Genomic DNA, 18,708 nt, shown 5'->3' with positions numbered 1-18,708 from the left:
CTATATGGCGAATTCAGTAGAAATTGAGTACTCAAGTAATATGGAGCAAGTAAAGACGCATATTAACGCTATGTGTGTTGAAAAAGTCACAGCAGCATCTATTCATTTACAAAATCAAGTTAAGAAGAACCTCACAGGCAGCCGTAGCGGTAAGCAATACAAAATACCTCATACGAGTCGTAAATATACTGCTTCTAAACCAGGTGAAGCTCCTGCTGTTCGTACCGGTGACTTGTTAAATTCGATTAAATACAATGTTAAACGGTCACAATCAGAGGTATTGGGTGCAGTAGGGAGCGATTTGAAAAAAGCAATATGGCTTGAAACTGGTACAAGTCATATGGAAGCCCGTCCATTCCTATTAAAAGCGTTTGAAAAAGAACGTAGAGAACTTAAAAGAATGATGGGAGGGTAATCATGTCTAACGCTATTGCAGCTATTAGAATGCTTGTAGAGAACGATGAAATAATAAAAGCTAATCTATCAGAGTATGGTGAAGGCGAGGACAAAGGGCCTGCTCTTTCATTCCAAACTGCACAAGATGATATGGAAATGCCTTATGTAGTTATGAGAATTGAAGCAGATAATCCGGATGATGTTGAAATTATAGATCGTATGATTCTAAATTTCGATGTGTATTGTGATAATGGGGATTATGATAAGGCAAAGTTAATTGCTACACGTATTGAGAAGTTACTAGATAGAGAAGTTGGTTTAAAAGATGATGGGATACTTTCTATACATCGTGCTGGTAAGCTGCCAGTACCGGATGAAGACCCATCTATCATTCATATAAATACGAAATTTCTTGTCCGAACCATGCGAACGGACTTGTATTAGGGGGTAGAACAAATGAGCTGGAAATTAATTAACGGTGTCCGTGAAGGAACAACTGATAATTTTGTAATCGGCCCTGGTGTCATGTACAAAGACTTTGAAAGTGTAAAAAAATTAGGCGAAATGGTCGGGGCAACTACAGGTGGTACTAAAGTGGGCTTTGATCGTGAGTACTATGATGCAGATATTGATGGTGTACTCGGTAAAATGGTACGCGGTAAATGGATTTTAAAAGATGAACCGCATATTGAACTTACATTAGTAGAGTTTACAAAAGAAAATCTGCAGTTAGCTTTACCTGGAATGACAGTAGACGATACGACAGAAACAGATTACGACATCATGAAACCTTCAAATGAAATTCCCGACTCTAGTTACCATGATATCGCTTTGATTGGGATGGTTTCAGGAAGCAACTTGCCAATTATTTTCGTTATTCGAAATGCATTGGTAGTTTCATCTATTGAAGTTGATTTGAAAGATGGAAAAGGAACGGTTGGATTGAAATGTAAGTTCATTGGTCATTACAGTGAATCTGCACCAAATACACCGCCTTATGAAATTTATTTACCGAAGAAAAAGAAAGCAGCAGCAACTAAAGCGCCGGCTACCGCATAAATGGTAGTCGGTTTTCTATTACATAAAACAAGCTAAATGCTAAAAGGAGAGTACAAAATGGCTTCTATTTTAGAAAAAATGATGAATACCGGTACAGATATTACAATCGCAGGTGTAAAAGTATCAATGCGACGATTGAATGTGACGGACGTTTGGCGATTCGCTAAGATTATTTCGAAGGTTGGACGCAGCGCGATGGCCAACTTCGCTGATTTCGGTAAGGATAAGCAAGAAATGGATGAACTAACAAAAGCAGCAGAATCTCTTCCGGAAGATGAAAAACAAGCACATTTAGCTGCACTTAAAGAGAAACAGCAACAAAAAGGATTAGAATTCGCTTTCCGTGTTTTAACGATGATTCCTGCTTGTGAGGATGATTTCACAGAGTTCTTTGCAAGTTTATTAAAGGTAGAAGCTGCAGAGTTTCGTCAATTCCCTCCGGAAGCAATGGTTGCTGTTATACAGGGCCTATTAGAAAGTGAAGACTTAATGACTTTTTTCAACCAGGTCAAGGGACTCGTGAAAATTCAGAGCGAGAAATGGAGCAAATCAGCAGTAATTCCAGCGGCAGCTCCGATTCAAGCGTAAATGAAAATTCAGATGAATATTTAGAAGAAGCCGAACAAAACATGTTACGTGCTTTCGACAAGATCCAAAAGCGGTATGGATGGACAGATGAATATGTCTTATCTATACCGTATTCGCGTTTAATGGACCTGTTTTCTTTAATTGCACGAGAAGAGCAGCAAGAAGAGCTAAATGAGTGGAAGAAGATGGCGTTCATTGGCTTTCAAACTCGTCAGCTTGAAGAAGGTACTACTTTCAATGATTATCTTCAAGCCTTTGGACTCACTGACAATCAGGGCGATAAAGAATCGTCTTATGAAATGGGTGAAGTATGGAGCAAAGAAGAATGTGAAGCGCATGTTGAGCAGATCATGGCCCACTTCCAAGAAGATGAAGACGATGAAGAATAAAATGGTTATCGGCCCCGTGAAAGGGGGTGCGTAAATGTTAGCTGAAATGTTCCAACTGTTCGGAACGATTGGTATTAAAGCAGAAGGCGCTTATAAGGATTTACAACAGTTTGAAGATCGAGTGCAAAAGACTGCAAATGGAATGCATGATAAATTCCAAAAAGCAGGGGAATCAATTAGTCATGTAGGTAACAAAATGAAAGATGTTGGTACAAACATGACAACGGGCGTTTCCTTACCTTTAGCTGGTATCGGTGCTGCAGCTGTAAAAGTGGCTTCTGACTTCGATACTTCTCAAAGAAACATCCAATCTTCTTTAGGTCTTACTGAAAAAGGTGCTGAAAACCTTGGTAAAATCGCAAAAGAAACTTGGAAAGATGGATTTGGCCAAAGTATTGAAGAAGTGGATCAGTCTCTTATAAAAGTGTATCAGAATATGAAAGACGTTCCTCACGAAGAATTAGAAGAAGCTACAAAAAGCGCTATGACATTGGGTAAAACATTTGATTCTGATATCAATGAAGTAACTCGTGGTGCAGGGCAGTTAATGAATCAGTTTGGTATTTCTTCAAAGGAAGCATTCGATTTATTTGCTGCTGGTGGACAAGAAGGTTTGAACTATTCAAATGAAATGTTTGATAATGTGGCCGAATATGCGCCATTGTACAAACAAGCTGGCTTCTCTGCTAACGAGATGTTTACCATTATGGCAAACGGTACTCGTGATGGCAGTTATAATCTCGATTACATTAACGATCTTGTAAAAGAATTCGGTATTCGGGTACAGGATGGTTCTAAAGGTGTATCTGATGCCTTTGCTGAAATGTCACCTCAAACACAAAAGGTCTGGGATAACTTTAACAAAGGTAAAGGAACTTCTGCAGATGTGTTTAATGCCGTCTTAGGTGATTTAGGTAAGATGGACGATAAAGTAAAAGCAAACCAACTTGGTGTTGCTGTATTCGGTACAAAATGGGAAGACATGGGTGCTCAAGCTGTCTTAGGTCTTAATAATGCAAATGGTGCGTTAGGCGATGTCGAGGGCACAATGGGAAAAATGCAGAAGACGCAGCAAGAAGCTTTTGGTGTTCGTTGGCAAAAATTAATGCGTACTACAATGACATCATTAGAACCGTTAGGACAAGCTATTTTAGATATCGCAGAAGTGGCACTTCCTCCAATCATTAAAGCAGTAGAAGTTGCTGCAAAGGCATTTAGTTCTATTCCTAAGCCAGTTCAAATTGGTATTGTAGCTCTTTTAGGTATGGTTGCAGTGTTAGGCCCCCTAGTCGCCATGATGGGCTTTATGACAAGTGGAGTAGGTGCATTTGTCGGTTCGTTTAGATTCCTTGTGCCGGTATTAACAAAAGTACCAATGTTATTTACAGGAATACTAAAACTTGGTCCTAGATTAATAGGTATGTTTGGAATGATAGGAAGAGCAGTAGCTTTTCTTGGAAGTTCTGCATTTGCAGGATTATTAAAGATTGGCCCTAAACTTATCGGTATGTTTGGCGCAATAGGGAAAGCTCTAGCACTGTTGGGCCGATCCATGATGACTTTACTGATGAACCCTTGGGTGCTTGCAATCGTAGCAATTGTAGGATTAGTATATCTAATTTATAAAAACTGGGATGACATCGTAAAATACACCAAGAAAGCAGTTAAATGGATTGGTGATGTCTGCTCTAAGGCTTGGAACGCAACTGTAAAAGGTGCGAAAAAGGCATGGAATGGTTTAGGTAAGTTCTTCTCTGGATTCTGGGAAGGTACGAAAAGGGTATTCAGTTCTGCAATGTCATTCATAGGTAAAATATTTTCAAAAGCTTGGGATGGCTATGTAAAAATAGTTAAATGGTATTTTAACTTGTTGAAAAATATAATCGAATTCGGTTGGAATGCTATTAAATTCATCTTCAAATTTGCATTAGATGGATTGAAAAAAATTGTAGAAGGCACATGGAAATTCATTAAGAATAGTGTCCAAAAGGCAGTTAACACCTGGAAGAAAATTTTCTCTACTGGATGGAATGCTATTAAAAGAATTTTCTCTATGGCTTTAGCAATAATAAAGCAGTACGTAAAAACCGAATTCGAAAAAATGAAAAATACAATATCCAGTGTTTTTAACACGATTAAGGAAATTGTAAAAAAAGCCTGGGACGCAATTAAATCAACCTTTACTACAGTATTAAAATTCTTAAAAGATTTTGTGAAATCTTCTTGGGAATCTATTAAAGATACAATTTCTAGCGTTATGAACACAATTAAAAATGTGATTCAATCAGCTTGGAATTTTATAAAGTTTACAATCATTAATGCAGTTCGTGAATTTGTTGGGTTTGTAATTACTAATTTCAACAAATTATATAACACGATAACTGATGTTGTTGGCGGTATAAAAGAATTTATTGTTAGTAACTTTAAAACTATAAAGAAAGCAATCACTGGTGCATTTACAGGGGTTGTAGATACAGTGAAAGATGTATTCAGTAAAGTTGGTTCTATAGTAAAAAATGTAGCAAAAGATGCAGTTAGCTGGGGAAAAGATATTATTGCCGGTATTGGTGAAGGTATGTCCGGTATGGCAGATTGGCTTATAAAAAAAGCTAAAGGAGTTGTTTCGGGAATACCTAAAGCCGTATTAAAGTTCTTTGGTATCCGAAGCCCATCCCGGTTAATGATGGAATACGGGGGCTATATTACAGAAGGTCTTGGTGTAGGGATGGAAAAAATGATTCCTGCAGTAGATAAAGCTTCTGAACTATTAAATAAAGCTGTCGTGCCACCTAAACCAATGAAACTAGTAACCGATGTATCTAATCAAATTGGACAAATGGGTGCACGTTCTGCTGATCTAATCGGTAAAACTGCACATCCATTTGCTGGACAAACCCACGTTGAGAAGAAAACAGATAAAGGCGTTTCAATTCAAAATGCTACATTTAAAGTCTCTGTTGAAAAACTACAATCTGCAGATGACTTTGTAAAAATGAGAAAGCTGCTACAAAACGTAGTTGCTGATGATCTAATGGGAATGGCGGTGCGAAATGTATGAGTATATTAAAAACATTGCATAGAAGAGGTGGTTCATACCATCTCTTAGGAAAGGCTGCAGAGTTAAAGGACACAATACGATATACCATTGATTTCTCATGGCCAGGGACATATAACTTTTCGTTTTTGTCCCAGGTTCCTATTGGTTCTGATGGCATGTTACCAGATAAGTACTTTATTGTTCGAGTAAATGGTATTGAGAGATTTAGAGCAAGAGGACCCTATGACTGGGAAGCAAGAGAAATCTTTGTAGGTGCAGGGCCACAAACAATTGAATTTACAACAAGTGGTTATGGTGGTGCAGATGTAGCTTATATACGTGATGTTCATTATTACGCTTTTGGATTCGTCCCAAACATTGCAATGATTGAACAAACAAAATTACCGAAATCACTAGATGGCTTAAAAACTTATAATGTCATGCATGGATACCCACGTTCCCAAAGCGCTGGTAACAAAGGATGTGAAGTAGAATTCACTTTACTATTCAACGATATCAGTTATTGGCGTGATTTCATGAGGGAAATATACCGTCCTCATATTATTACTGGTGATTATGGTACCTACGGGGGTATAATACCACCAAATGAAGTAGATGCAATACGAAAAGGAACGCTAGTCATAGCAAAATGTAAATTAATATCTATGTCACAAGCAGGAATAGGAGTTGATGGAATGTGAGAGAAGGATCTATTTCTTTAATTAGAATGTTGGGGAGCTATTTCCAAGTGGGGAATAACTCCCCTAATTTAATTGTTTATATGAAAAGAAGAGACTCTTCTTCTTACGTACAAATACAACATCGTGTAATAGGCTTAGAAGTGCAGGAGAACGCAGATCAGTTTGCTAGTACATTTACTATTACCTTTGCAAATGAATACGGTCAAATGGCACCTGATAACTGGTATGGTAAGTTCTCTTCTATTTCAGAATGGTTTTATAACAGTGAGGTAACAAATACAAACCAGCTATATCCGCAGACTGAATTTAAAGTGTCTATTGGCTACGGTGAGGAAGCATTACCTTATATACATGGTTTTGTATCTGATGTGAAGGTAAATGCCGAAAGCGGCACGATTTCAGTTACCTGCACTACATCCTATAAGAAGGTTTTACATAAATCAGTAATCCCAACACCTGGATCAGATGAAATTGTTGCACCTACCGGTAATGTTTATGATGTTGTGAAGTTCTTCTTCCAAAAAGCCGGAGTTGTCCTACACGGTAACAGAGTAAATATTCCTGGAACCAATCAGAGCTGGATTGTAGAAGGAGCAACCGGTAAGAGATTTCAAAAATGGGATGAAATTGTTCGCGATATTATAGATACCACATTCCACTATATTAAACACGAACCCGACGGAAGTTGTACATTTATGAAAATGCCAGACTATGCAATTAATGAACCTGCAAAGTTTAGTTTTAGAGAAGGGGAAAACCTTATCTCTTTAGATATGCAGCTAACTGATCAGGATATAAGTAATAGTATTGTTGTTAAATGTGGCGATTACGCAAACGGATTTCTTAATTCGTTTCTATTAAAAAATGTATCGCAGGGTGATTTACGAGAGGAAATGATAGAAGTTCCCTGGGCGACAACGTTCTTTGCAAGAAGAGCGGTTGCTGCAGCATATCATTTAAAAGCAATCCAGAAGTTCAGAACATTAACGGTTGCAGTTGTTGGGGATCCAAGGATTCAATTATTCGATGTTATTTCTGTTTATAATAGAGATTCTGGTCAACAGTGGAATTACTTTGTCAAAGGGATTAATACAATGATTTCTGCAGATGATGGATTCTATCAAACTTTAGATTTAACTGTTAACTATGGGTATGAACCTGCTCCATATACAGATATAACTGGTATTACAGTAAATGTAGATACATTACGATTAAAACTTTGGGACTATGATTATGAAGATGGCGACTTATTAAATATTTATTGCAATGATAAGTTAATAGAGGAAAATTACTTTATACGTAATAATCCTACATACGTTGATATACCACTCGAATACGGTGCAAACATGATTGTTTTCGAAGGGGTACGGACTCCTTTAAGATGGCTTACCGGACGGATACAAGTATTAGATACACAAAATAATATTTTATACGATTATGGTTCTTTACCCGATTTAACATTTAAACGAGTAAATATAGATGAATCAACTGGGTATTATATCAAACGCCCAGCGAAAACTTGGGCTGTCACAAGGGTAAATTAGGGGTGATCTTATGATAATGCAAAAGAATTTATATGATCCGATTATGTATCTAATGAAAGGGTTGATTGACAGGCAAATATATAACGGCGGTAAACCAATGCCTGGAAATGACCCGAACGATGTATTTAAAGAAGGTATGACAGAAGGCTATACCCTTATTCGTGATGGTGCTCGTTTGTCTGCAGTTGATGGAGATAAATATTTACACTATGATTTAGCCTTTAATTCACAAGGTATGCTAGAAAAGGTTCTTATCTCTCATAAAGTAACCGGAAAAGAGATGGAGATACAATTAATATACAATGCACAAAAGCAATTAGAGCGTGTGCAGCCGAGACTCCTTAATAAAGGTAACGGTATACTATCTGATTTACCAATTCCCGATGTGTCGTAATGATGCACGGGAATTTTTTAATACAAGAAAAGGGTGATTGCTCTTGTTTGAAACAACCTATTTAGCCGGTGGCCGATTAGATCCACCTTTTCATCCGACTAAAACAGAACCATTCATACCTGGTTTCATTATGGATTCCACATCATTTAAAACGGATGAAGTGAAATATACATTACCTGCAGATATGGAGATTTACGCAATTAGTGTTAGTTCTTCCATTTACGAATTAGATGATAAATGGGATTTAATCGTAAACGGGCAAACCGTTTGCCAAGATATTTATACAAAACGGCTTCCGGAAGGGATGCACTTTATGGTTTATAAAGCAGTTAAAGCAGGAGACACAATTGTATTTCGATTCCATAACCAAGGAATTCTTGATAAAACAGTTTGGTTTGAATTGCACTTTTTAAGATAAGGGGGCGTATTGATGAGTTTTGCTGTTACCTATATGGCTGGTGGAAGATTCGACGCACCTTACTTCCCGACAAAAACAGAGCCATTCATACAAGGGCGAAGAGTTGGTATACATGATGAAATTCATGTAGATAAGTTTTCATTACCATTCGAAACAGAAATGATTGCTTTTTCTGTTGCCGCTTCACATTACAGTGACTCGGACTACTGGAATTTATTTATTAATGGCCAACAAGTATTTAAAGAGGTTTATGTAAAAGATGTGCCAGAGGGATTTAATTTCTCCATTGTAAAACCTATACCTGCTAATGCAGAGCTAAAGTTTGAATACCACAATGCATCTGCAGAGAAAAAAGCTATATGGCTTAATTACCAACTATTAAGAGATTAGGAGCGTGAAATAGATGGCATACGTTGAAAAAATGTATACAGAAGGCGAATTCCAAGACGAAATTGTTAAATTGGTAATCGCTAACGGATGGAAGAAAGTAAAATCGTTTTTCAGAGCCGTTTATCCGGATTTAGACGTAAAATCCGACGATGATACAAAATTTGAATTCGGCATGAGTAAGCACATGCTAGTGAAGAACAATAGCAGTTCTATTTATGGAATTGCTCAAACTTCAAAATGGTCACTTAAAAAGTCAGAGATTAAATACAACTTCACAAATGAAGAAGGAAAGAAAGCTTTTGCCGAAGACGGTAAAAAACGTCTAGAAAGCGGTAGGGATCGTTCTTGTTTTTATGTTTACATGATTGAAAAAGAACCAAGCGTTGCTGATGAAGGTGTACTTGTTCTTCCTTATGAATCTAATAAATTTGAAAAAGTATTATTAGATGTAGAATTAACCAAAATAACAGTTACTCCAAAAGTAAATAATGGTATATCTTACAAAGTTTACTCCTATGACGAAGCAGAGACACAAGTCATGATGTCCCCTTGGGTGAAAGTAACATTACGAAATACGAATTTACAAGGTATCAACGCTCAAACAAATTGGTGGCCGGATTCATTGGTCCGGATTAATGGCCAAGTTGATGAAAGCCGTGTTGTTTTATTAATACAAGCTGATAATACACCAGCCTTTGAAAACAACGTAGTTCCAGTTACACCGCTTTATATGGGCCAATTAGAAAGTTACGCTAATGATGATACATTAGGTGATGCATTATGGGCGGGAACAGCTTTTGATACAGGTAATGAAGAAGCATCACATAAATTCGATTTTAACGACACGAAACCATATAGAAATGTAGAAAACTACATGCCTGTCATGAAGTCTTATCCACGTTCCCCTGGTAATGGTATTGATAACGTAATTATTAAACGTTCAAGATTAGGAGCAAGATACCAGGCTCATTTTATTGCTTGGAATGTAGCGCCTAATGCAATGCCACCAGATCGCGTTGGTAAAGATGGTGGCCAATATTCACTAGCATGGCAATCGCAGGATAATGACGAATACAAATATCAATTTAACCCGTCTGTTTATAGCAATAAAGTACATACTTCTCGTGCTTATATTGTGCATCCAGATGAAGGTGTACGTGGATATTTACCTTATATGATCCTATTGTCTCCGCTAGGTCTATTAAATGGCGATAGATTAAAAGTTAGAAAGAATACTTGTCCTGATTCACACGACATTTACAAATTCTTTAATGTAGATGCTATTTCACCAATTACAAAAAGACCTGCTACAGCGTATCGTCCTGCTGGATTAGGTATTTTTGAGAAAACAGTATAAAGGAGTGTACATATATGTGGTTTGATAAAGTCGTATATTTACAAACATTACCGCAAGAATTAGAAAAACTATTTGCTGATAACGGTTGGAAACGAACGCTATTTTTCCAAATTAAGAGCGGCATTTCAAAATTTATTGATGTAAGGTTGTTTGAATCGTTAGGAAGTGATGGAGAACGCAGAAGATTCGGTATAGCAAATGCGTATGACACTGCTGATTCTGATTTCACTGATAGCCGGTTTATTTCTGCAGATTCTCCACTAGGTAAATTAGGGATGGGGGATGGAGTGAAGAAAGACTTCTCTATCCCTGTTTCTCCTGTTCTTGGCCCTTCTGTCATTGTATATGTAAATGGGTTTGAGCAAGAAAAGAGTAAATATAAGGTGGATGCAACTACAGGAAAAGTAACATTTACTACTGCTATTGCAAAAGGCGATAAAGTAACATGCGAATACAGATTAGCTACCAACACATATGAACCAAACAATGACATGCTGCTATTTACTTTTAATCGATACTTTATTGAAAAAGAGATTCTTTCCGGTGATAAGTTAGGGGAATTAGGAAAAGGGAATGGAACAAAAAAGAACTTCGCATTACCATTCCCTAACTTTGATGAAAGCAGGACCGTAGTTTACAAGGATAATACTATTGTTGATCCTAGCGAGTATTCGTTCACTGAAACGGAAATTGTATTTAAAACCGCACCTGCAGCAGATACAACAATTAAGATTAGCGGTATTTATTTCTTATTACCAAAAGAAGACGGAACACTGGATACATTAACAGCAAAAACAAGTTTCGATGTACAAAAGATGGAAAGTATTATGGGTGAAGTATATTCTACGATTAATTTTGTGAATCCATCGCCTTATACATCAATTAGTTTTACACCGGAGCAGCGTTTCTCTAAAGAATTAAATCGCGACTCTGTTGTTTATCTGTATGGGAATGCAAACAGGGACCGCTTAATTATGTTTATGCGTGTAGATCCAACACCAAATCCAGTTCGTGCATTATTTGTTCCGTTGTATATCGGAAAATTATATACATTCGATGTTGCACCAAGAAAAAACATGATTATTTTAAGCGGCTGCAGACCAGGCGACCAATTTGTATATTCACCAAATAAGAAAATCGGTAATGCGCCACTTGATTATGGTTCTGATACATCAAACGGAAATGAAACAGTTCAATTATCACAATCAAGTACAGGAGCCATGTACCAGCATCATTATTTAGCTTTCATTACTCATGATATGTCAGTAGATAGTGGACAAGGACGCTTTAACCCATCGGTCTATAGTGGTAAATATCATTTATCTCAAATATATATTGTTCATCCAAACGATGGATATGTTGGAAAGCTAGATGATGTTTATGCAGTGCATCCAAAGAATATCCAGCAAGCCGATGAACTAGAAATTGAAAAAACAGTTGTAGATGAAGTACTTGGGCAAGGGGATGGCCATCGTAAAGTATTTCATTTAGAACATAAGCCAAAGGGCGAAACGTTAAGATTATTCATTTCATGTAAAGAAGTAGAAGAAACAGATTATGTATACAATGCAGAGGATAAGACCGTTACATTTAACGAAGCACCGGTTATTGGTTCTGAAATCACAGGCGCTTATGAAATGGCTCAATTATATCGTTATACATTACCGACAACGCCCGTTTGTCCTATGACACAAGCGAAAGCAACACCATTTAATCCAATTGGTTTAGCAATCTACAAAGAAGATATTTAAGCATAAGGGGGTAGCAGAAGAATGAGTGAAAAAGTTTATTCTATTGCTTCCCCTTCTATATGTACCAAAGAAAAAAGTCATGTTGTTGTAGTTGGTTCTGGACCAGATCAGAATGAAAAAGTTTATTCTTTTTCTATTACACCAGCAAATACAGAAAACAAAAATGATGTTGATTATCCAATTTGCATTGCTCCTTATGCGAGATATAAGGCTGTTAAAGAAGATAACGCAGGAATAACCGCCACAAAAGTAAGAGCAAAAGGGATTTTAACAGATGTTGTAGAGAATGCATTGCGACAAATAGAGGTAGAAGCCTACATTTCAAATGCAACTGATTCTGATTTAAATCGAAATATAAATGTGGCCAACATTGAAATGCAGCATTCGCAACGAATGGACAGGATTTCTGTTCAACTAATTTCTGCAGAAGAATCATCACAACACAGACGAATTTTCGATATAAACCATATCGAAGGGGTAGAGAGCGAAAAACCAAGCGAGATAGAAGCAATGGTACACGCTTCTGATGAAACAAATCTTATAACGAATGAATATGAAGTTGCGCCGATCATACAGCAGGATTTACTAAAAGGTAAGTTACGTGAATTCGCTGCAGGTGTGGAAGTATTACCAGAATGGGTAAATGTTGCACGTATTGTATACGGTGAGGGTTTTTATAATGACCTTATGGCCGACAGAGTTACAACGGATTATGAAGCTGTATCAATGCATAATGAAACGAGCGAGATTGTTACCAGGGAGCTAAAATCTACACATGCAGAGGTTACTTTATCTAATGCAGTCCCACATATATTACCTGTATCTATTGCCGAAAATGAAACTGGTGATATACAGCAAAAAGAAATACTCCTTCATGCTCCGGCACAATTTGAATTTGGTACAAAAGAGCGAGAAGTCAAAGGAATCATAGAAGAATTTGATTTGTTCAATGGTATGGGGATACCGGTTTATCTTCCGGATTATGATTTATTTGCTCGTATGCAAAGAGACATAGAAACGTCTATCGTTAAACAATATGGGTTGAATCGTGTAGAAGAAATTGAAAATGTGGATCTGCTTCCTTATGAAGATATTGAAAGTGCGTATTTAATTCGTGACATAGATGTAGCTCAAATTAACCTGGATCACTCTATTCGAGCAAAGGAACTTGCTGCAGATGTTATCGCAAGTAACGACGTAAGCAAGAAAATAAATATATTTGATTCTGAAAGAAATGAATCCGCATCATTTACAAGAACAAAAGAACAGTATGCGAATGTAGATACAACACACGCATTTGAACGTATCGTAGAAACACTTGATTCTATTTATGCCGATCAACAAGAAATCGCAAATAAAGAAAATGTATTTACAGCAGCTGTAGAGGTAGGACAAGAAGTTAAAAATGCTTCACGGGTATTATCTGTTAAAGATATTTCCGGAACTGACGATGCAAATAAATCGAAAAACATATTCGAGATACAGACAATTGTCGCAGAAGAAGCAGAGAGATTACATGAAATAAATGCCGGTATTACTACTGCAGATTATTCTCACCGTATCTTAAAAGAATTACAAGGCGTATCGCCAGACTTTACTTTTGCAGAAGTGAAAAATGAGTTGCAAGCAACTGTAGTTGAACTGGATCAAGCAGATAAAGAAGATACTGCAGTACTTACACATGTAGATGAAATTTCTTCATTCGGATTAAAAGAACGCTTAATTATTACCCATGTAGATACTGATGAAGTTGCCAATAAAACAGAAAAAGAATTTCAAGCTAACATAGAAGAGTTTGATTTATTTGAGGGCCTTGGTATTCCTGTATATCTTCCAGAATTCGATTTATTCGGCCGTGTTCAAAAAGAACTAGAAACACGTATTACCTTATTTAATAATTCATCTAAATCATTAAATGTGATGCAGATGAAACTAGATCAAACGATTGAATCTGAAAAAGCAATAAAAGAACATACAACTGCAGTAATTGAAGAAGTGGCTTCTGACATCGTTCCAGTTATCTTAGATACTGAACATATATCATTAGATATTTCTTATAAACAGGATACACAACAAGCTCTTATTACAGAGCAAGAAGCCTTTACCGGTATACGTGAATTTGAAGGCGGACTTATCTCTGATATAACACCAGCTGATAAAGAAGTTATAACGAGAGATACGAATGTAATTGAAACTGTAGATGCAGCAAGGGAATCTGAACAATATGCAATCGTTAGTGAACAAGAATTATTAGAGCGACAGGCTATTGTAGACGCAGTGACTAACGAAGTTGATACATTTGATAGGGAATGTCAATTAGAAAGCGTCACAGAGGAATATGAACGGTTTGAACGTATACCAGAACGAGAATCAGTTCTAGAGGATAATGAACTATTCAAAATGGAGAGAGTACTAGATACAGAAAAACCAGATGAATTAATAATCATCGAAAAGGAAAATAATGATCCGAAGTTATGGCTGCGACATAGTCGCCAATCTTGGTGGACAAATTCAAACTGGAAGAAAACAAGATAAAGAGAGGGTGATGGTATGGCGTATATAGGACAAGTACTCAAAAATCCAGAAACGGGTTGGAGACGTTATGATGATAGCGATGCTCTTATTACGTATGAAGGCGCGTGGGAAATAAGGGGATCGTCTTCCGCTGCTTATGGTAAATATCATATTTGTGGTGGCAAATCAAAAATCCAATTTTCATTTGTGGGTAGTAAACTTCGTATAATAGGTTCTACTTATAAATTTTGGACTGGCACTGTTAACGTCGAGATAGATGGCGAAAAATGCGGTTCTTATAATATTTATGACCCCAATTCATTAGGGGGAAATTCTGTCCTTTTATATGAAAAGAACGATCTACAGTACGCAACTCATAACGTTGTCTTGCATGCAGATAGTACAAGTACTTTAGATGCTCTGGATTTTGGAGAACCAGGAGGGCTTGTCGTTCCTATTAAAGTCGGTGATGTATTAAAAGAACCAGAGTCTGGTTGGAAACGGTTTGATGATACGGATAGCAATATTCGGTACACAGGAGTATGGGCAAATTCAACTCATAGTGATTTTTATAACTCGACTTTGCACTTTAAACACAGTACGTCAAACAATCCACCTGATAAGAATCCAGTTTCACTCAAGTTCAATTTTATCGGTACAAGACTTAGAGTTATTGGTCTTATGAACTCGTCGTATGATGCTAACGCTACGATACTAGTTGATGGAGTGGAAGAAATAATCAGCTTCTTTAGGCCTGGTAGTCAATCCCAGACACTAGTATATGAGAAGATAGGTCTAATGAACCAAGAGCATACTGTTGAAATAAAAGGGTATTTTATAAACCTCGATGCAATTGACATCGAGGCCGACGGAGAGTTAGTTCTTTTTAAACAAGAAAAAACAAAAGTATCCTTATACGAAAAAGAAAGCGGAAAAATATTTGTAGATAATTTTGATTCCGTAAATTCAAAATGGCTTATGTCACCATCAAATTCATTTAACAATGCTATCAAAAAAGGATTCTTACGTATGAATCATTCTGCAGATAAAGACGTTATGCTTTTAATCGATAAACCACAAAGTAACTTTGCAACCCAGGTTATTGCGGATTATGCTCCTACAAAAGAAGGAGATGAAGGCGGCTTACTAATCTATCAAAATGAAAAGAATAAAGTCGAGTTTCTTGAATCCTATTCTTCTAATAGTTCACAAAGCAATAAAGAGTGGATGGCAATTTGTAAGGAAGATCAATGGGACTTTTATACAAAGACAGATACATTTTTTGATTATGCGGATAACGATTCATTGGCAGCAAAAAGAATTGGTGTTGTTTTAAAAAGAGGAACTGCAGAGGGATTTGTACCGCTGGACATCAATAAAATTATTATGACAACAAGCAATATGTTACGTCTGCGCCAACTATATGAAAATTATAAGGTTGTATTAAAAGATACTGCAGATAATATCCTGTCTACTAACATTGTAGCTGCAGCTCATACAGGCATTGATATTCTACTTCCTTCTTTAGAGTTTGAGGGAATCATAGAAATATATGACGAGGAAAACGAACTAATAGCAAAGAAACAAGCTACCTTTTACGGCGGGGATATGTATTGTATGGGTTCATCCCTGCAAATCAAAATGAATAGCGAAGAATTAAATACAACGGATCCAACAAACTTAGGTTACATGGTGAATAATGAGCGTATTGTAAAAATGACAATCGTAAATGACAACATCGGTGCTGCTACAAATATAAAACTATCCATTCAACAGTACATGGAGAAAGTCGGTTACACCTGGGCGCTTATTTCGTTAGATGGGACAAGCTATTCAAATGAAATACAGATTGATTCAGTAACCGCACAAAGTACGCGTGATTTTTGGGTAAAGGTTGTGAAGGATACAAATTTCCTAGCATTCGAACCAATTTATTTTAATATTCATCTAAAACATAATTGAGGTGAATACAATATGGGAACTGTAATGAAATTATATAGATATACATCGGAAAGTGAGATTACACCATCAATCCTTATTGAGAGGAATATAAAAATTACAATTGAACCAGGAAAAACTCTATATGCTCCACTAGATGTAGGTTGTAACAAATACGATATTCGCACGATTCAAGTTACAAATGATTCAAATGTTGAAGCAATGTTATTTATGTACGATCAAAAAGAGAATGGGAATCAAATCTATAAAAGTTTATCCGAAAAAAGAACATATGATATTTTATCCATTCCTTGCGAGGATAAAGATCATACAAACAAGGTCCATCTTTATATAGAAAATAGGGGCGTAGTAAACTCCACTTTTAATATTTCTACGAAAGCGATACGTTTAAGTTAAGGAGGAACATACAGAATGACAAATAAAATTTGTAAGTTACACAGACTAGAGCGAAGAGAAGTCTTTATGAAGATTATTGATGAAATGAAAAAGGCTGGGTGGCAGCAATTAAATGCTGATGCGCCATCAAAAGATAAAATTTACGTCATGTACTCAAGCGGTAACGACGGTATGAAGAACCATTCTATAGAATTGCGCCCATTCGATCACGTCACTGCAAGTAGCCAAGATATTATAGCAGGAGTATATAGGGACTATGATATAAGAGATCCTGGTAAGTCTGCTACTGATGCAAGCTTTAGATTAATTGAACGATATGATAAAGAAAAAGATGTTACCTTTGGAGGACCTGGTTCGTTCTACCCATTAAGTTTTCATCAAGGGAAAACAACTAACAACGCTAGTATTACTACTACTATTAGTAAACCAATTGCTATGGTGGACCTATATTTATACGTCGATAAAGACATTGTTATCTATTGTGTTTATGAAAACGATGATAATCTTCCAGAACGAAAAGGGAAGACTGTAATAGGATTATTTGGTATTCCAGATGAACTATATCAACAAGAACAATTCACACCTATATCTTCTCCTTTTAGTGTATTGGTGAGCGTTTGTCCAAAATGGGACCCTTATGCAGCACTGGTGGCTGCTAGAAGTAAACTTATATATGAGGGATTAAAAAATGTTTCTGTTCCTATTTTCATTTGGGATAAGGTATTTTTAAAGGCACCATCTTTAGAAGGAAATATAATATTTACATCATTTTTTATGGGAGATAACGTAGATGGATTAAGAGCAAAATTTGATGGCTTTTACACATATAGGGGTTCAAATTTTGTAACTGGTGATATCGTTGAAATTTCTCAAGATGAAGAAGTGCAGAAATATAAATTATTTAACACTTACTACTCAAGTGTATGGAGTTCATTTCCGGAGTTCAACATTGCATTAAGAGTAGAATAAGGCTGGTGATTTTATGACAATAAAAGGCATAATAATTCAACCGAAAACACTGTATCCACCCGTACAACGTAAACCACAAATACGTAAAGGTTCAAAATTAGAAATTAGTGATATGTATATTACAGGAGTTAGGAAAACTTCTATACGAAAAGGAGTTATGTTTAATTTCTCCCGAAACGAAAGCAAAACTACTGAAAAAGCAGTAATGAAACCTCCACGTACTGAACCACTAGAACACGCGTGGAAGAAAATGAACATATAACTTTATTGAAACCGAGCGTGCAGCAGCAGGCTTTTTTATTTTGATCAAATTTTGAAAGGAGGTGAGAACTTGGAAAGAATTCACGAACTCATCAAGGCATTGAATATAAGCGATGTTATTACAAGTACTCAATTTAAAGTAGGTGGTGCTATAGGCGGTGGATTAGGCACAATAATTAATTTGTTATATGGTAAAGCGAACTTAATTTGGATCTCGATTTACTGCTGGATTATCATGCTCGACTGGATTACGGGTAGTAAAGCTTCAAAGCTAGATGGAACATACTCATCACAATATGGAATTGAGGGCATCACGAGAACCGTGGTGCTTTTATCATTACCGGCTCTTGCACATTTATTTGATATTGCTCTTAAACTACCTGATTTCTTTTTCTTCATGGTAGTCGGTGGATTGAGTTACCACATTTTTAATAGTTTTGCAGCAAACTGTGCACGAATTGGCTGGGAAAAATGGATTCCCGCATGGTTATTAGAAAGTGTAGCATCCGAAATTCAAGCAAAAATCCAAAGAAGTGATGCACGAAAAGAAAAACATAATACCAAATAAAAAAATACACGCCTTAC

Annotated in this window: 19 protein-coding genes; all 19 read left to right on the top strand. The window is 36.6% G+C overall.

The features are described from left to right. The first annotated feature begins 4 nt into the window (after positions 1 to 4). On the top strand, positions 5 to 415 hold the full coding sequence (locus MRP26_RS01050; protein ID WP_000024034.1) for an HK97-gp10 family putative phage morphogenesis protein: 411 nt from the start codon (positions 5 to 7) through the stop codon (positions 413 to 415). Between the two features lie 2 nt (positions 416 to 417). Continuing rightward, complete coding sequence (locus tag MRP26_RS01045; protein WP_062804510.1) at positions 418 to 840, top strand: hypothetical protein; 423 nt, start codon at positions 418 to 420, stop codon at positions 838 to 840. 12 nt (positions 841 to 852) lie between these two features. Continuing rightward, a complete protein-coding gene (locus MRP26_RS01040) occupies positions 853 to 1,455 on the top strand; it encodes a hypothetical protein (protein WP_242805850.1) in 603 nt (200 codons plus the stop codon). 57 nt (positions 1,456 to 1,512) lie between these two features. Continuing rightward, the gene (locus MRP26_RS01035; protein ID WP_242805849.1) at positions 1,513 to 2,043 is read left to right on the top strand and encodes a hypothetical protein; all 531 of its coding nucleotides are present in this window, start codon (positions 1,513 to 1,515) and stop codon (positions 2,041 to 2,043) included. Next, positions 1,995 to 2,432: a hypothetical protein gene (locus MRP26_RS01030; protein ID WP_221826403.1), complete on the top strand. Its 438-nt coding sequence runs from the start codon at positions 1,995 to 1,997 to the stop codon at positions 2,430 to 2,432. The genes MRP26_RS01035 and MRP26_RS01030 overlap by 49 nt, the downstream gene beginning before the upstream one ends. Positions 2,433 to 2,466: 34 nt before the next feature. After that, positions 2,467 to 5,490, top strand: coding sequence for a phage tail tape measure protein (locus MRP26_RS01025; protein ID WP_242805848.1), 3,024 nt, complete (start codon positions 2,467 to 2,469; stop codon positions 5,488 to 5,490). After that, positions 5,487 to 6,170: a hypothetical protein gene (locus MRP26_RS01020; RefSeq protein WP_098773550.1), complete on the top strand. Its 684-nt coding sequence runs from the start codon at positions 5,487 to 5,489 to the stop codon at positions 6,168 to 6,170. The genes MRP26_RS01025 and MRP26_RS01020 overlap by 4 nt, the downstream gene beginning before the upstream one ends. Next, positions 6,167 to 7,714 (top strand): hypothetical protein, encoded by a 1,548-nt coding sequence (locus MRP26_RS01015; protein WP_242805847.1) that lies wholly within the window; start codon positions 6,167 to 6,169, stop codon positions 7,712 to 7,714. Before MRP26_RS01020 ends, MRP26_RS01015 begins: the two co-directional genes overlap by 4 nt. Before the next feature lie 10 nt (positions 7,715 to 7,724). Beyond that, positions 7,725 to 8,108, top strand: a complete 384-nt coding sequence (locus MRP26_RS01010; RefSeq protein WP_000605841.1) for a hypothetical protein — start codon at positions 7,725 to 7,727, stop codon at positions 8,106 to 8,108. A gap of 43 nt (positions 8,109 to 8,151) precedes the next feature. Further along, on the top strand, positions 8,152 to 8,526 hold the full coding sequence (locus MRP26_RS01005; RefSeq protein WP_000464284.1) for a hypothetical protein: 375 nt from the start codon (positions 8,152 to 8,154) through the stop codon (positions 8,524 to 8,526). A gap of 12 nt (positions 8,527 to 8,538) precedes the next feature. After that, entirely contained in the window at positions 8,539 to 8,916 is a 378-nt protein-coding gene (locus tag MRP26_RS01000; RefSeq protein WP_000006649.1) for a hypothetical protein, read from the top strand. A 13-nt stretch (positions 8,917 to 8,929) separates the two neighbouring features. Next, positions 8,930 to 10,273, top strand: coding sequence for a hypothetical protein (locus MRP26_RS00995; RefSeq protein ID WP_242805846.1), 1,344 nt, complete (start codon positions 8,930 to 8,932; stop codon positions 10,271 to 10,273). A 14-nt stretch (positions 10,274 to 10,287) separates the two neighbouring features. Next, positions 10,288 to 12,024, top strand: a complete 1,737-nt coding sequence (locus MRP26_RS00990; protein ID WP_242805845.1) for a hypothetical protein — start codon at positions 10,288 to 10,290, stop codon at positions 12,022 to 12,024. A gap of 21 nt (positions 12,025 to 12,045) precedes the next feature. Next, a complete protein-coding gene (locus MRP26_RS00985) occupies positions 12,046 to 14,559 on the top strand; it encodes a hypothetical protein (RefSeq protein ID WP_242805844.1) in 2,514 nt (837 codons plus the stop codon). 15 nt (positions 14,560 to 14,574) lie between these two features. Continuing rightward, complete coding sequence (locus MRP26_RS00980) at positions 14,575 to 16,500, top strand: hypothetical protein (RefSeq protein ID WP_242805843.1); 1,926 nt, start codon at positions 14,575 to 14,577, stop codon at positions 16,498 to 16,500. Between the two features lie 12 nt (positions 16,501 to 16,512). Continuing rightward, positions 16,513 to 16,893: a DUF1998 domain-containing protein gene (locus MRP26_RS00975; protein ID WP_242805842.1), complete on the top strand. Its 381-nt coding sequence runs from the start codon at positions 16,513 to 16,515 to the stop codon at positions 16,891 to 16,893. A 15-nt stretch (positions 16,894 to 16,908) separates the two neighbouring features. Further along, complete coding sequence (locus MRP26_RS00970; protein ID WP_016081830.1) at positions 16,909 to 17,862, top strand: hypothetical protein; 954 nt, start codon at positions 16,909 to 16,911, stop codon at positions 17,860 to 17,862. Between the two features lie 13 nt (positions 17,863 to 17,875). Further along, positions 17,876 to 18,124, top strand: coding sequence for a hypothetical protein (locus MRP26_RS00965; RefSeq protein WP_242805841.1), 249 nt, complete (start codon positions 17,876 to 17,878; stop codon positions 18,122 to 18,124). Between the two features lie 69 nt (positions 18,125 to 18,193). Continuing rightward, positions 18,194 to 18,691 carry a phage holin family protein gene (locus MRP26_RS00960; RefSeq protein WP_000439586.1) on the top strand — a complete coding sequence of 166 codons (498 nt, stop codon included), beginning with the start codon at positions 18,194 to 18,196 and terminating at the stop codon, positions 18,689 to 18,691. Positions 18,692 to 18,708 lie beyond the last annotated feature (17 nt).

Source organism: Bacillus sp. CCB-MMP212 (assembly GCF_022748145.1).
Lineage (GTDB): Bacteria > Bacillota > Bacilli > Bacillales > Bacillaceae_G > Bacillus_A > Bacillus_A cereus.
The sequence above is the reverse complement of the archived record's forward strand: the minus strand, read 5'-3'. Positions and strand labels throughout refer to the sequence as shown.